Annotated in this window: 15 protein-coding genes; 13 read left to right on the forward strand and 2 right to left on the reverse strand. The window is 37.2% G+C overall.

Translation table 11 applies throughout. The features are described from left to right. Positions 1 to 101 precede the first annotated feature (101 nt). The 8 genes from ACSQ7D_RS05505 (at position 102) to ACSQ7D_RS05540 (ending at position 6,575) form a co-directional block, all read left to right on the forward strand. Entirely contained in the window at positions 102 to 227 is a 126-nt protein-coding gene (locus ACSQ7D_RS05505; protein ID WP_437135641.1) for a hypothetical protein, read from the forward strand. Positions 228 to 447: 220 nt separating this feature from the next. Further along, positions 448 to 1,155 (forward strand): UMP kinase, encoded by a 708-nt coding sequence (gene pyrH, locus ACSQ7D_RS05510; RefSeq protein WP_002671891.1) that lies wholly within the window; start codon positions 448 to 450, stop codon positions 1,153 to 1,155. A gap of 153 nt (positions 1,156 to 1,308) precedes the next feature. Next, the gene (frr, locus tag ACSQ7D_RS05515; protein ID WP_437135642.1) at positions 1,309 to 1,863 is read left to right on the forward strand and encodes a ribosome recycling factor; all 555 of its coding nucleotides are present in this window, start codon (positions 1,309 to 1,311) and stop codon (positions 1,861 to 1,863) included. Further along, positions 1,860 to 2,964, forward strand: a protein-coding gene (gene prfB / locus ACSQ7D_RS05520; protein ID WP_157446755.1) for a peptide chain release factor 2 whose coding sequence is annotated in 2 segments (ribosomal slippage) — positions 1,860 to 1,919 and positions 1,921 to 2,964 — 1,104 coding nt in all. Because the reading frame shifts where the segments join, the coding sequence is not laid out codon by codon here. The genes frr and prfB overlap by 4 nt, the downstream gene beginning before the upstream one ends. Positions 2,965 to 3,004: 40 nt before the next feature. Continuing rightward, the gene (locus ACSQ7D_RS05525; protein ID WP_437135643.1) at positions 3,005 to 4,750 is read left to right on the forward strand and encodes an alpha-amylase family glycosyl hydrolase; all 1,746 of its coding nucleotides are present in this window, start codon (positions 3,005 to 3,007) and stop codon (positions 4,748 to 4,750) included. Positions 4,751 to 4,753: 3 nt separating this feature from the next. Beyond that, on the forward strand, positions 4,754 to 5,512 hold the full coding sequence (locus ACSQ7D_RS05530; protein WP_437135644.1) for a Mur ligase: 759 nt from the start codon (positions 4,754 to 4,756) through the stop codon (positions 5,510 to 5,512). A gap of 27 nt (positions 5,513 to 5,539) precedes the next feature. Next, the gene (locus ACSQ7D_RS05535) at positions 5,540 to 6,100 is read left to right on the forward strand and encodes a hypothetical protein (protein ID WP_002671901.1); all 561 of its coding nucleotides are present in this window, start codon (positions 5,540 to 5,542) and stop codon (positions 6,098 to 6,100) included. A gap of 4 nt (positions 6,101 to 6,104) precedes the next feature. Beyond that, entirely contained in the window at positions 6,105 to 6,575 is a 471-nt protein-coding gene (locus ACSQ7D_RS05540; RefSeq protein ID WP_437135645.1) for a hypothetical protein, read from the forward strand. Here the strand turns inward: ACSQ7D_RS05540 and mnmE are convergent. Both mnmE and ACSQ7D_RS05550 read right to left on the reverse strand, forming a co-directional pair. After that, the gene (gene mnmE / locus ACSQ7D_RS05545) at positions 6,537 to 7,955 is read right to left on the reverse strand and encodes a tRNA uridine-5-carboxymethylaminomethyl(34) synthesis GTPase MnmE (RefSeq protein WP_437135646.1); all 1,419 of its coding nucleotides are present in this window, start codon (positions 7,953 to 7,955) and stop codon (positions 6,537 to 6,539) included. The genes ACSQ7D_RS05540 and mnmE overlap by 39 nt on opposite strands. 56 nt (positions 7,956 to 8,011) lie before the next feature. Further along, on the reverse strand, positions 8,012 to 8,458 hold the full coding sequence (locus tag ACSQ7D_RS05550; protein ID WP_437135647.1) for a helix-turn-helix domain-containing protein: 447 nt from the start codon (positions 8,456 to 8,458) through the stop codon (positions 8,012 to 8,014). Positions 8,459 to 8,845: 387 nt separating this feature from the next. Here ACSQ7D_RS05550 and ACSQ7D_RS05555 point away from each other — a divergent pair, with 387 nt between their 5' ends. From ACSQ7D_RS05555 to ACSQ7D_RS05575, 5 genes are all read left to right on the forward strand, one after another. Beyond that, entirely contained in the window at positions 8,846 to 9,901 is a 1,056-nt protein-coding gene (locus ACSQ7D_RS05555) for a M14 family metallopeptidase (RefSeq protein WP_437135648.1), read from the forward strand. Between the two features lie 68 nt (positions 9,902 to 9,969). After that, positions 9,970 to 10,095 (forward strand): hypothetical protein, encoded by a 126-nt coding sequence (locus tag ACSQ7D_RS05560; protein WP_437135649.1) that lies wholly within the window; start codon positions 9,970 to 9,972, stop codon positions 10,093 to 10,095. Between the two features lie 209 nt (positions 10,096 to 10,304). Beyond that, on the forward strand, positions 10,305 to 10,811 hold the full coding sequence (locus ACSQ7D_RS05565) for an Lrp/AsnC family transcriptional regulator (protein WP_015782926.1): 507 nt from the start codon (positions 10,305 to 10,307) through the stop codon (positions 10,809 to 10,811). 96 nt (positions 10,812 to 10,907) lie between these two features. Next, positions 10,908 to 13,199, forward strand: a complete 2,292-nt coding sequence (locus ACSQ7D_RS05570; protein ID WP_437135179.1) for an McrB family protein — start codon at positions 10,908 to 10,910, stop codon at positions 13,197 to 13,199. Continuing rightward, the gene (locus ACSQ7D_RS05575) at positions 13,180 to 14,493 is read left to right on the forward strand and encodes a 5-methylcytosine restriction system specificity protein McrC (protein ID WP_437135180.1); all 1,314 of its coding nucleotides are present in this window, start codon (positions 13,180 to 13,182) and stop codon (positions 14,491 to 14,493) included. Before ACSQ7D_RS05570 ends, ACSQ7D_RS05575 begins: the two co-directional genes overlap by 20 nt. Positions 14,494 to 14,500: the final 7 nt, after the last annotated feature.

Raw genomic sequence — 14,500 nt, forward strand, 5'->3', positions numbered from 1 at the left:
TCTACAGTGGCTCTACAGTGGCTCTACAGTGGCTCTACAGTGGCTCTACAGTGGCTCTACAGTAGCTCTACAGTGGGTCTACAACGAATAAAAGACGAACGATGAACGAAGGAACAACGAACCTAAGTAGAAGGAAAGTTGAAACTAAGGCAGAGATAAAAAGAAGGTTATTAGTGGATTTTAACATTGCCAAAGATTTGAAACTTTGGCAAAGTTTATACAAATAACGGTGCGAGCCACACGGATAGATAGGGAAAAGACGAAGAAAAATTAAGAATAAGAGGGGGACAAAGTGAAAATGAAAGAAAAAAAGAACGCATTTTGCGAATTTAATTCTCAATGGTATGTTGTTAATTGTTAATTAATCATTATCTTTGCCCCCAAAATAAGTACGTATATACGATTTGTTATAAAACAGACTTTTTAGATAAAATACATTTTTCATATATGAAATACAAACGAATTTTACTAAAACTCAGCGGGGAAGCCCTTATGGGAAGTCGCCAGTACGGTATTGACCCCGCGCGTTTAAAAGAATACGCTGCCGAAATTAAGGAGGTAGTGAACCAAGGCGTGCAAGTGGCCATAGTAATTGGCGGGGGGAATATCTTCCGCGGGGTAGCTGGTGCCAGCAATGGTATGGATAGAGTGCAAGGCGACTATATGGGTATGCTGGCTACCGTTATCAACTCGCTTGCCCTACAAAGTGCCTTAGAAGACGAAGGACTTTTTAGCCGTTTGCAAACAGCTATCAAGATGGAAGCTATAGCCGAGCCTTTTATCAAACGTCGTGCAGTACGCCACTTAGAAAAAGGACGCGTAGTGATTTTTGGAGCGGGGACGGGTAATCCTTACTTTACGACCGATTCGGCAGCGGTACTTCGCGCTATCGAAATCAATGCCGATGTAATCCTTAAAGGTACTCGTGTAGATGGTATCTACAATGCCGACCCTGAAAAAGACCCTAATGCGGTGAAGTTTGACCATATCTCTTTTAATGAGTGTATTGATAAAAACCTCAAAGTAATGGATATGACGGCTTTTACCCTTAGCCAAGAAAACCATTTGCCTATCATCGTATTCGATATGAACAAAAAAGGCAACCTCGCTAAAGTAGTAGCAGGCGAAAACGTAGGAACGACGGTTAATGATTAATGGTTAATGATTAATGATTAATGGTTAATGATTAATGATTAATGGTTAATGATTAATGGTTAATGGTTAATGATTAATGGTTAATGGTTATATTGCGACGCTTCTTTAACAATTGAAGACTAACAACTAACAAATAATTAAAAACAATATACAATGAACGAAGAAATTAATATTATCTTAGAAACTACGAGCGAAGCGATGCAAGAGGCATTGCAACACTTAGATAAGGCTTTAGCCAATATCCGCGCTGGCAAGGCGAGTCCGCAAATGGTAAGTAGTGTAATGGTAGACTACTACGGGGTGCAAACACCTCTTAGTCAGGTAGCCAATGTATCAGCTCCCGACTCTCGTACTATCTCTATTCAACCTTGGGAAAAGAAAATGATTCAGCCTATTGAGAAAGCTATCCAAATAGCTAACTTGGGCTTTAACCCAATGAACAATGGTGAAATGGTGATTATCACCGTACCACCACTTACCGAAGAACGCCGTAAAGAGCTCGTGAAACAAGCCAAAGGTGAAGGTGAAGACGCTAAAATAAGTGTGCGCAACGCCCGACAAGACGCTAATAAAGAGATTAAAAAGGTAGAAGCTTCGGACGATGTGAAGAAAGAAGCTGAAGAGCGTGTGCAAAAGCTCACCGACAAATACATCAAGAAAGTAGAAGAAGTATTAGCTGTAAAAGAAGCTGAGATCCTAAAAGTATGACAAACAACGAACAAGTAAAGGATTTAGTGAATCGCCTGGGTGCGTTAAGGAGGTATCTTTGACGTAGATGCCAAACGCATTGAAATAAGCAACGAAGAAGAAAAGACTTTTGCACCTGACTTTTGGGATAATGCCAAAGAAGCTGAGAAAGTGATGCGCGAGCTTCGCACTAAAAAGAAATGGGTGGAAGACTATGAGGAAGCCGAAAATCTTACCTCGGATATAGAAGTACTACTTGACTTTTTTAAAGAAGGTGAAGCTACTGCGGAGGATGTAGACCACCAATACGCCCAAGCCTTACACGCTATTGAAGCATTGGAGTTCCGCAATATGCTTTCGGACGAGGGCGATACGATGAGTGCGGTATTGCAAATTACGGCAGGTGCAGGTGGTACTGAAAGCTGTGACTGGGCATCGATGCTACTACGTATGTACACGATGTGGTGCAATAACCAAAAATATAAGGTAAAAACACTTAACTTCCAAGAAGGCGATGTGGCAGGAGTAAAAACGGTTACCATAGAGATTGAAGGGGAATACGCTTTTGGTTACCTAAAAGGTGAAAATGGCGTACACCGCTTGGTACGCATCTCACCTTTTGATAGTAATGCTAAACGCCATACCTCTTTTGCCTCGGTATACGTGTACCCTTTGGTAGATGATACTATTGAAATAGATATTAATCCCGCTGATATTACCTTTGAGACGATGCGCTCCAGTGGTGCTGGAGGGCAGAATGTAAACAAGGTAGAGACAGCTGTGCGTTTGCGTCACCACCCTACGGGTATCATTATCGAGAATTCCGAGACCCGCAGTCAGTTAGATAATAAGAACAAGGCGTTGCAACTACTCAAATCGCAGTTGTATGAGATAGAGCTCAAAAAGCGTCAAGCCAAGCGCGATGAGATAGAGGCAGGAAAGATGAAGATAGAATGGGGCTCACAAATACGCAACTATGTAATGCACCCCTACAAACTTGTGAAAGACGTACGCACCAATTACGAATCTACTGATGTAGATAGCGTAATGAACGGTGAATTAGATGAGTTTCTCAAAGCCTACCTAATGCTTATGGGTACGAGCCGTACGGGCGATTTGTAATGGTTAACGATTAATGGTTAGTGGTTAATACTTTTGGAATATGAGGGTAATGAATGATAATAAAATAGTAGTATATCAGGTGCTTACAAGGCTTTTTGGCAATACTAATACCACTAATAAACCTTGGGGGACGATAGAAGAGAACGGTGTAGGTAAGTTTGCTGACTTTACTACAAAAGCTCTTGAAGAACTCAAAGCATTAGGAGTAACACATATTTGGTTTACGGGGGTGCTACACCACGCCCTTACTACCGACTATACGGCTTATGGCATCAGCAACGACTTTCCTGCAGTGGTAAAAGGTCGTGCCGGTTCGCCTTATGCTATTAAGGATTACTACACTGTAAACCCCGACCTTGCCGATGACCCTACACAACGCTTGGAGGAATGGGAAGACCTGATTGCCCGTACCCACCAATGCGGATTGAAAGTAATAATGGACATAGTGCCTAACCACGTGGCGCGTCGGTATGAGAGTATAGCCAAGCCGGAAGGCACACGCGGTTTTGGCGAAGACGATGATACCACCGTACAATATGCGGTAAATAACAATTTCTATTACAATCCTAATGAAGCTTTTCAGTTGCCTGAGGGTATTTATGGTGAGTATCATGAGTTTCCTGCCAAATGGACGGGTAATGGCGCACGCGCTTCTAAACCCGACCGCAATGACTGGTATGAAACGGTAAAACTCAACTACGGGGTACGACCTGACGGCACTAAGGATTTTGTTGAACTACCAGCAAGCTTTGAGAATGAAGATAGTGAAGGGCATTACCACTTTTGGGCTGATAAAACAGTACCCGACACTTGGAGAAAATTTAAAGATATAGCCTTGTATTGGCTCGGGAAAGGAGTAGACGGCTTCCGTTATGATATGGCTGAAATGGTACCGGTAGAGTTCTGGAGTTATCTCAATTCGGCTATCAAGCACCAAAATCCAAAGGCATTTTTATTGGCTGAAGTATACAATCCTAATGAATATCGTCCTTATCTGCATTTAGGCAAGATGGACTATCTATACGACAAAGTGCAACTTTACGAGACTTTGCGCAATATTGTGACTCACGGACACAGCACCGATGCCATTGCCCCTATACAGCACAACCTTGCCGATATTGCACATCGTATGTTACACTTCTTGGAAAACCACGACGAACAGCGCATAGCTTCGCCTGAGTTTGCGGGATATGCTGAAAAAGCTAAACCCGCGATGACAGTCTCTACGTTTATTAGCGAGTCGCCAGTGATGCTGTATTTTGGTCAGGAAGTAGGGGAGAAAGCAGCGGAAGTAGCAGGATTTGGTAGTCCGTCGCGCACGTCTATTTTTGATTATATAGGTGTTCCTGCACACCAGCGTTGGGTGAATAACAAACGCTTTGACGGCGGTCAGTTATCAGAAACAGAACGTTCTTTACGCAATTTCTACCAGCGATTGCTCAACTTAAAAGTAAATGGGGCTTATATTGATTTGCACCAATACAATCGACAGCATACTGAGTATTACAACGATAGGGTGTACAGTTTTGCAAGAGGCAATGAGGACGAACAGTGGGTGATTGTGAGCAATTTTAGTGAGCACGACTATTTTGGTTTTGACTTGCAGTTGCCAGATTACTTGTTGGGTAGTTGGTTCTTAAACGATGGTACTTATACGCTTACCGATGCTCTTTACAATGAAAAACACACTACCTTACAGATTGCAAATGGTAAAGGAAGATTGCGAGTAGATATAGCGCCTTTGGAGTCTTTAATATTCAAAATTAGCAAATTAGTAGATTCGTAAATTATGAACATTCATTTTATAGTAGCTCCCAGTACGCATTTGCGTCCGTTAATGGCTGAGTTACACAAAAGACATCATATCACTACACTCCCCGAAGAGATGACGGCTACAATTGATTACGTGGTGGTAGACCCGCATCTTTCGCATACACACCCAGACCTATTACAAGCAGAACACTTAGGACTTAATATTCTATCGCCTACCTCTTTTCTATACGAATACTTTAAACACAAAACTCGTGTAGTGATTACAGGTAACAAAGGAAGAAAAGAAGTATTGGCAAGGGTGCTTCACACTATGGATTTTTGTAATCAACCAGTGAGCTACTACTTTGAAAGTCCTATCGAAGGGAAGCAAGTGCATTTTGCTGATACTGAATTTGTGCTTATAGAAGGCAATGAAGAGGGGGCTATGTTGCACCCCACAGTAGCTCTTATCAGCGATATGATAGAAGAAAATAAAGATATTTATAAACAATTTATAGAAGGAATAACCAAAGGAGGAATACTCATTTACAATGAAGAAGACCTGCTATTAAATGAGTTAGTAGGGAATAATGAGAGTCCTATTCGCAAGATGGAGTATGGTACCCCTGCGTTTGAAACTCATAATGGTGAGACTTACCTCATTACCCCCGAGGGCGAATTGCCCTTGGGTGAAACAAGTGCTGAACAATTGGGCTATATAGAAGCAGCCAAATGGGTATGCCAGAATATGGGCATAGACGAAGCCGACTTTTATGAGGCAATGGCAAGTATTTAATAAGATAATAATTAAAAATTTAGATATATGAAGTTTTATTTTTCACTCATAGTTTTAGCTTTAAGCTTTTTTACAGCTTGTAATTCGAGCAATCAAATAAGTAAAGATGAGGTATCTAACCTTATTGCTGATTATTTAGAAGAGAACCCTTTATTTGAGACAGGGAAATTTAATACCAATAAGCAGAAGTTAGACAGTACTAAAGACAAAGATTTGCTAATTACTATACAGGAATTAGCAGATGAAGGACTTATTGATATTAATAATGAGAAAAGTAGGAAGAGATGGTTTTCAAAGGATAGTGTATATGTAATCTCTCCTACTCTTACTAAAGAAGCACTTCCTTACCTTGTGAAACAGAATAAGAACAGTGCTAATGTTAAAACAATCATTTATAAATTAAATGATAAAGGGATTACTATTGAGAAGAACTCAGAAAAGGTGGTTATTTGTAATGTAGTATTAGATAAAGAGAAAACACCTTTTTATAATTTTGGTAAAGACCCGTATCCTAATACAACCTTTATTACTCAGAAGTTTAAGTTGAAATACAATGAGAAAAATGGTTGGAAGATTATAAAGAAATAAACTTATGAAAAACGTAACTATACTTGGTTTGGTACAAGCATTATTAAGCCTTATATCTGGGGTTTTAATATCCAAAATGTCGTTTATAGGGAAAATAGGCATAAGTACAATGTACCGTGAGTATACCATTTTCAAAACTTGGTGGAAAACGGCTCTTTTATTATTGGTAATACAGTTAGTACTTATTGCTGTATTACAACTGTTTAGAACAAAAGTAAGCGTATCGTTTAGTAGATTATTAGCCTTTTTACTTATTATTTTAGGGGGAATAGGGGCTTACTTTACCTATATTGACTTCACAACTACTTCACACAAAATGATGAAGTTGAGCTTTCATTTAGGGTTTTATCTCTTTTGGGTAGGGTGGTTTATCACTTGCTTTTATTATTTGTTGTTCAGGAAGAAGAAAAAAGAGGATAATATTCAGCAAGATATCTTATTTGCCAATACAGAAGCGGGAAAAGATGTTTCCTAAGACCTCATCATTGCTTACAGCTCCTGTAATAGTGCCTAAATGATAGAGAGCTTCGCGGATATCAATAGCTAATAGGTCACCTGAAAGTTGTAATTGTAATCCTTGCTCTATTCTTTCAATACTTTGTAAGGTATTGTGTAGAGCTTCGTAGTGGCGGATATTAGTAATAATAGTTGCTTTACCTGTATTATTAAGACTTTGAGCATAGTGAGAGAGAAAATCTTTAAGGGCTAAAATATTGTTTCCTTCTTTAGCTGATATTCTCAGTAGTGTATCAGTATAACCTTTTAAGGATTGTAAAATTTCATTATCAAAAAGAGTTATATTACTTTCTGTTGATAAGTCAGTTTTGTTGTGTAATAGTACAAATTTGGTTCCTTCGCGGTAATTTTCTTTTACAAAAGAAATAATCTCTTGGGTAGAGCTATTTTTTACATCGAATAAGTAGAGCACAATAGAGGCTTTTTCTATCTTTTCTTTAGCTTTTTGTACGCCTATAGCCTCGATTTGGTCTTGAGTATCACGAATTCCTGCGGTATCAATAAAACGAAAAGCAATACCTCCTATATGAAGCATTTCTTCAATAGTATCGCGGGTAGTACCTGCAATATCCGATACAATAGCGCGTTCTTCGTTCAGAAGGGCATTTAATAAAGTAGATTTGCCTGCATTAGGCTTCCCTACAATAGCCACAGGAATACCATTTTTTAGTACATTACCTACTGAAAATGATTGTAAGAGAGATAAAACAGTGGTTTTAATAGTGCTTAAAAGCAATTTAAACTGAGTTCTATCGGCAAACTCTACATCTTCTTCCGAAAAGTCTAATTCAAGTTCTATTAATGAGGTAAAGTTCAATAATTCTTGTCGTAATCCTTCTATCTCAGAAGTAAAACCACCTCGCATTTGCTGTAATGCTACCTGATGAGAAGCCTTACTATCGGAGGCAATCAAATCGGCAACGGCTTCCGCTTGATTGAGTGCTAATTTGCCATTGAGAAAAGCACGTTTGGTGAACTCCCCAGCATCGGCTAAACGAGCTCCTTTTGCCAAGCACAGCTTGATAACTTCTTCTACGATATAATTACTTCCGTGACACGAAAACTCAACTACGGGCTCACCTGTATAAGATTTAGTTCCTTTGAAAATAGTAGCCAAACACTCGTCGATTACTTGGTCTTTACTTTCGAGAGTTCCTAAATGAACTGTATGTGATGGAGCTTCAAGTAAAGATCTTCCACTATGAGGCTTAAACACCGAGTCGGCTATGGCTATGGCTTCTTTTCCCGATAAGCGAATTACAGCAATAGCACCGACCCCTGAAGCAGTTGCCAAAGCTACAATCGTATCATTTATATATAACGAATTATCTCTCTTCATTCTATGTTATTGAAAATTGGTGCAAATGTAGTGATTTTTTCATTACTATCAATCTACTAATTTTCAAAAACCTCAAAGCGATTATCTTCATAAAAGAAAATAATTCGTTTAATATGCTTATTAGTGGGTGATGGTAAAGCTTTTGTCTCTATTTGCTTTTCTTTTATTGCAACAGAAGGTGGAGCAGGAGTAGGGGCTTGCATTTCTATTTCAGGAATATCACTGAAAAGGTCAGGTTGTTGCGTTTTTTTAGCGCTGGCAAGCTCTTTATCTTCCTTACGAGGGAAACTTCCTTTTCCTTGTGTAATCCAATACATATCTACTTCAGGAAATTTTTCGATGAGCTTTAGGATAAAATCCAAGCTCGGTTTGTTGCGTTCTGATAAGAGATGAGAAATCCCTGAACGCTGAATCTCTAAGCTATCAGCAAAGGCTGCAGCATTTAAACCGTAATAATCCATCACTTGTTGTAAGCGAATGGCAAAATCTGATGTGTTTAACATTGTAACATTTGTTTATTTTCCTAAGAATGCACAAATGTAAATCAATATTTTGAGATATACAAGTATAAACAAGGATATTTTTCATCATATTAAAGTGTTTATTTATGATTACAACGTAAATTATTCGTTTATAGTATTATATAAAACTACTATAAAAATAATCTATGGATATAATCATTACGAAAATGGTATTTCAGAATAGAAAGGAAAGTCTTTTTATAGAGCATAATAATCGTTGATTAGTATATTTAGTATTATTGATAGTTTTACAATTGTAAATATTAATTGATACAAATGTAACGCTGAAATATAAGGGAACTTTTACTTTATTACAGGTTGTACTTTAATGAATATTTATTACTTTTGCTTTTAAATATTAATATACAGATGAAAAAACAGCTTTTTGGGCGTTATATCACTTATCCGATGATAGCCCCACTTTTAGATAAATACCCTTTTGAGGAGGTAATACCCTTAGGTACTTCAGTTAAAGGGACACCTATTGACCTGTACAGAGTAGGGAAAGGTCATAAAAAGATACTTATGTGGTCGCAAATGCACGGTAATGAATCAACTACTACCAAAGCGCTTTTCGATGTTTTAAACGAGCTTAAAACAGCTGATTTCTTATCGGAATTAAGTGTTTATTGCATTCCTATGCTTAATCCCGACGGTGCTGAAGTGTTTACACGTGTAAATCACAACGGCGTAGACCTTAACCGTGATGCCGATGAACTTACACAACCTGAGAGCAAGTGTTTACGGAAAGCTTATGAACTTGTACAGCCTGATTATTGCTTTAATCTGCACGACCAGCGCACTATTTTCAGTGTAGGACAGACACCTTTGCCAGCTACAGTTTCTTTCTTAGCACCTGCTTATAATGAAGAGCGCAGTATTAATGAAGTACGGCAGAAGGCAATGGAAGTGATTGTAGTAATGAATAACACTTTACAGCACCATATACCTAATCAGATAGCGCGTTTTGACGATAGTTTTAATATCAATTGTACGGGAGATAAGTATACACAATTAGGTACACCCACTATTCTTTTTGAAGCAGGGCACTTTTCTGATGATTACAATCGTGAACAAACGAGAGTATATATTGCTATGGCGATATTTAGAGCTCTACAATATGTAGCCACTTGCGATGTTACAAATGTGAACTATAAAGATTATTTCAGTATACCTGAAAACGATAAGTTTTTTTACGATATTATTTTAAGAGACGACACTCATTGTGGTAATGATGTAGGTATTCTTTATAAGGAAGTTTTGGAGAATGAACAAATCTCGTTTGTGCCTTATATTGCTGAGATAGGTGATTTATCTAAAAAATACGGACATAAAGAAGATGTTTTATCAAAGTTTATAAGTTCAGCCATTGATAGAGATTATATTAAAAATCACTTGGATTTATCGACATTGAAAATAGATTAATGGTGAATGGTTAATGATTAATGGTTAATTAGATGGAGCTTATAGGAAACTTATAGGATAGACGAACAATGAGTGGGTCTACAGTGGGTCTACAGTGGGTCTACAGTGGGTCTACAGTGGGTCTACAGTGGGTCTACAGTGGGTCTACAGTGGGTCTACAGTGGGTCTACAGTGGGTCTATAGTGGGTCTATAGTGGGTCTACAGTAGCTCTACAACGAACAAAAGACGAACGATGAACGAAGGAACAACGAACCTAAGTAGAAGGAGAGTTGAAGGTAAGGCAGAGATAAAAAAAAGGTTATAGGTAGACTTCAACTTAAAAAGTATGTTGCAATTTGGAATATACAAAAAAACATTGTTACTTTGCGCTTTTAAAAAAAAGAACTCATAAACTTAATGTAGATGGCAAAATATAGATTAGATGAAATGGATCTTAAGATATTGGATATTCTTATAGAAGATGCACGAAAACCCTATATAGATGTTGCTAAGGCACTTGATATATCGTCGGGGACAGTGAATGTACGGATAAGAAAAATGGAAGAATTGGAAATTATAAAAAGTTCTGCCATTTCAGTAGATTACGAGAGAATGGGATATACTTTTATTGCTTATGTGGGTATCTTTTTGGAGCGCAATCATCAAGCTGAGTATGTTTTGGAACAATTAGAGGCTATCCCGTTTGTAACAGAGGCACACATTACTTCGGGGAAATACAATCTGTTTTGTAAAATTAGGACAAAGGGGGTGAAGCACGCTAAGGAAGTTATTTATATGATAGACGACATTCAAGGCGTGTCGCGCTCAGAGACAATGATATCAATGGAAGAGGCTTTTAACGATAAGAGTCGTTTGCTTCATAAGGCTTTTCGAGAATTGGATTTATATGATTTTTTAACTACTAAATAAGAACTTTTTAAAAGGGCTATCTGAATGAAAAATCGGGTAGCTCTTTTTGTTTATACAGAAAATTGAGTAATTTTGTTGCGCAAAAACCGAAATACTATGAATGAGAAAATACAAGCACTCATAAGCAATTACATTCGTTTCTTACAAGAAAAGCCTTCTAATCCCGATGAAGTGTACAAATGGCAGGCAATAGAACATTTTGAGCAGCATTGGGATATTAATGCCCGTGATTTTTACGAAATGTTTAAAGAGGCTTTTCGGAAAAAGGACAATTTAGTAGATTACCGTCCTTTTGGTATATTGGAAGCGTTAGGAGAAAACTATCCAACGAAATTAAAGGAATTGTTGGGTATTGTTTATGGGGCTGATGATTTCTATACCAAATTGGGAATATGCAGGACTTTCACTGAAAATGTTATTGATGACTTAAAAGAAAAAAGCAATACAAATTTTAGTACAAAAATTGATGAGCGCACTCTTTCTTTTTTACTGACGCTGAAATTCCCTAATGAGTATACTTTTTATAAAAGGGATATTTATACTAAGTTATGTGAGTATTTAGGAGAAGTTTCTCGAAAAGAACGCAAATACGAGCATTTTATTGAGTTACTTACCGAAATCACGACTTATTTTAACAATCCTGAGTTAAAACAACTCACGAGCAACTTTATTCCACAAGGTTTTGATGAACCTTTGCTATTGGCTCAGGATATTGTGCACCAGAATATGACAACTTCTTCAGAAAAAGCATTTAGAAACGTATTGGATAAGATTCCTAAGCATTGGGCATCTGTTTTCTTTTACAAATTAGGAAATATTATAGAGGATTTAGCATTAGAAGATACCGAAAATCAAGTATTCAGTGTTAGATTAGATGAAAAATCACTTCGTTATCACATAGGGAAGAGGATTTGTTTAAGTGTAAGTCCCAAAGAATTTCTTTTTATTACAGGAAGGGAAGTAGATATCCCAAAATTGAGAAGGGAAGAGTTTGAAAGACCTAACAATGCTTTTCTTTATTATCAGGGAACCCCACAACATATTGAAACATATTACCCTGATATCAAAAATGCTGTCAAAGAAGAGATAGCACTTGATAAGGAAACTTATCCTAAAAGTTATGATAATAGTTATTTCAGGGAATATGTTTTTGAAAAGAAATACAAAGTAGAATTTGAAACAATAGAAAGTAATATGACAAATCAAGCGATTAAGCCTACGATTATCGACCTACTACATTACAAGCACCAAATCATTTTACAAGGTCCTCCAGGTACAGGTAAAACCCGTGAAGCCAAGCGTATTGCCAAACAGCTATTAGGTTTGAATGACAATGATAGTTTAGAGGGTAATGAGCAGTTTAAACTGATTCAGTTTCACCCCAGTTACTCTTATGAAGATTTTGTAAGGGGCATTGTAGCGCAACCCAATGAAACAGGTGGGGGCATTGTCTATACAGCTGAAAATAAAGTGTTAGCTGAGTTTGCAGAGAAAGCCTTAAAAGCATTCCAAGAACCTATTAAATGGGAAAATTTTAGAGATTTTCTTGAAAAAGAAAAGAAAGAGGGGCGAGAAGTTCATTTTGATGAAGGGAAAGAACTTAAATATAATTTTATACAAAATAACGAATTGCGATATTTAAGTGGACGCAATCATAATTTAGCAGGTATTCCTATTGAAGAATTTTGTCAAAGAAATTTAGATGATAAATTCGATAGTTTTTATAAAAACTATCACAAATGGGGCTGGAAATTTATAACTGACTATTTCATAAAATGGGCTAATGATTTCAAAAGGAAGAAATCTTATTTTCTTGTAATTGACGAAATCAACCGTGCGAACCTTTCAACAGTATTGGGGGAACTCATCTATGCCTTGGAATATCGTGGGGAATCCGTGGAGAGTATGTATGCTATCGATGGTGACAATAGTTTCACGTTACCGCCTAATCTCTACATCATCGGTACAATGAATACGGCTGACCGCTCGGTAGGACATATAGATTATGCCATTCGTCGGCGTTTTGCCTTTGTGAATGTGTTGCCTAAGGAGTTAGAAGAGAATTTTGATAAAAACTTGTTTAAAGCAGTAAGTAAGCTCTTTATTGAGAACTATGATGAATATATTAACAATACAGATACTGAATTAAAACGTGCCAAAACCTTATCACCCGAATTTAAACCAGAAGATGTGTGGCTTGGACAGTCGTATTTTATTCAGAAAAAATACAGCGATGGAAAAGATGTGCCTATGTCTATTCGTTGGGAATACGAAATCAAGCCTATTCTATTGGAATACATAAAAGATGGAATACTCATAGATAATATAAGAATTGAAGAACAAATGCAAGAAATTAAAACATTAGTCTATGAAAATAACCCTTCTTGAACATCAACCCTATAGTATCAAAAAAGAAGAGGGAAGCATTTACTTTGAAGCAATACCTAAGATTTGTCCGTATGTATTGAAGAAAGATAAATGGGGAAATTCTATATATCCTTTTGAAATCAGTTGTACAAATGAGGAAGAAGTGTGTTTGCAGGCAGGCTATTACGTGGGAGCTTTGTGGTTGGTAAAACATCACAAATTCGTATATATAGAGCCTAAAATGAACAAAAAACAGATTGTTGAAGGCTTACCTACCCAAGAGGAAGAATGGGCAGAAATCGACTATCTAAAAATGCTTCTCAACATTACGGCGCTCGACCCCAAACATACACAAAATCTTATCAAAATCTATTGGGACGAACCACTAATTGCCATCGAACAGCAAAAAGACACGCTCACGCCTTTTCTAATAGTGCAATTTCTATTGCTACTGAAGCGTATTGTGCGCAAAGGACTTAAAAAATCCTACTACACGGTGGAGGAGAATCTTAATAACCGCATCAAAGGCAAGATACAGTTAGATAAACACCTCAAACAAAATGTTTTTAAGAACAAACTCACAGCCCACGTATGTAGGTATCAAGAGTTTGGAATGGATAGCCTCGAAAATCGCTTTTTGAAGAAAGTTTTGCAGTTTATCATCAGCTTTAAGAATACACACTCTAATTATTTTGCAGGTAATGACGAGTCTATTCGAGAACTTATTACGTATTGTAGTCCGCATTTTGAGTTGATTTCAGAAGAACTCGATGTAGAAAACCTCAAAAAAATCACTACCAATTCTTTTTTTAAAGAATATGAGGAAGCTATTCGCATCGGAAAGCAGATTTTGAAGCGTTTTTCGTATAATATCACCGAAACAACCCAACAAAAAATAGCTATTCCGCCTTTTTGGATAGATATGCCAAAACTTTTTGAGTTATATGTATACAAAAAACTACAAGAACAGTTCGGCAGTAGGGGAGAGGTGCACTATCATTTTACAGCTGATTATACCGAATTAGATTTCTTGCTCAACACTCCAGAATACAAAATGGTGATTGATGCCAAATACAAAACTGTTTATGAAGATAGTAGAGTGATAGACGACATTCGTCAGGTGAGTGCTTATGCGCGTTTAGAAAGGGTTTATAAAGCCCTAAAAATAGACGACAATAGGTTGATAGATTGCCTTATCATCTACCCCTCATTCGAACAAAATACCGATTTAAACATCGCAAATAAAAAGGAGATACATCAGTACAGAAATATTTACAAATTAAGTGTTTCTGTTCCATTAATCATTAACAATTAATCATTTA

It is taken from the genome of Capnocytophaga sp. G1920, from assembly GCF_051417515.1.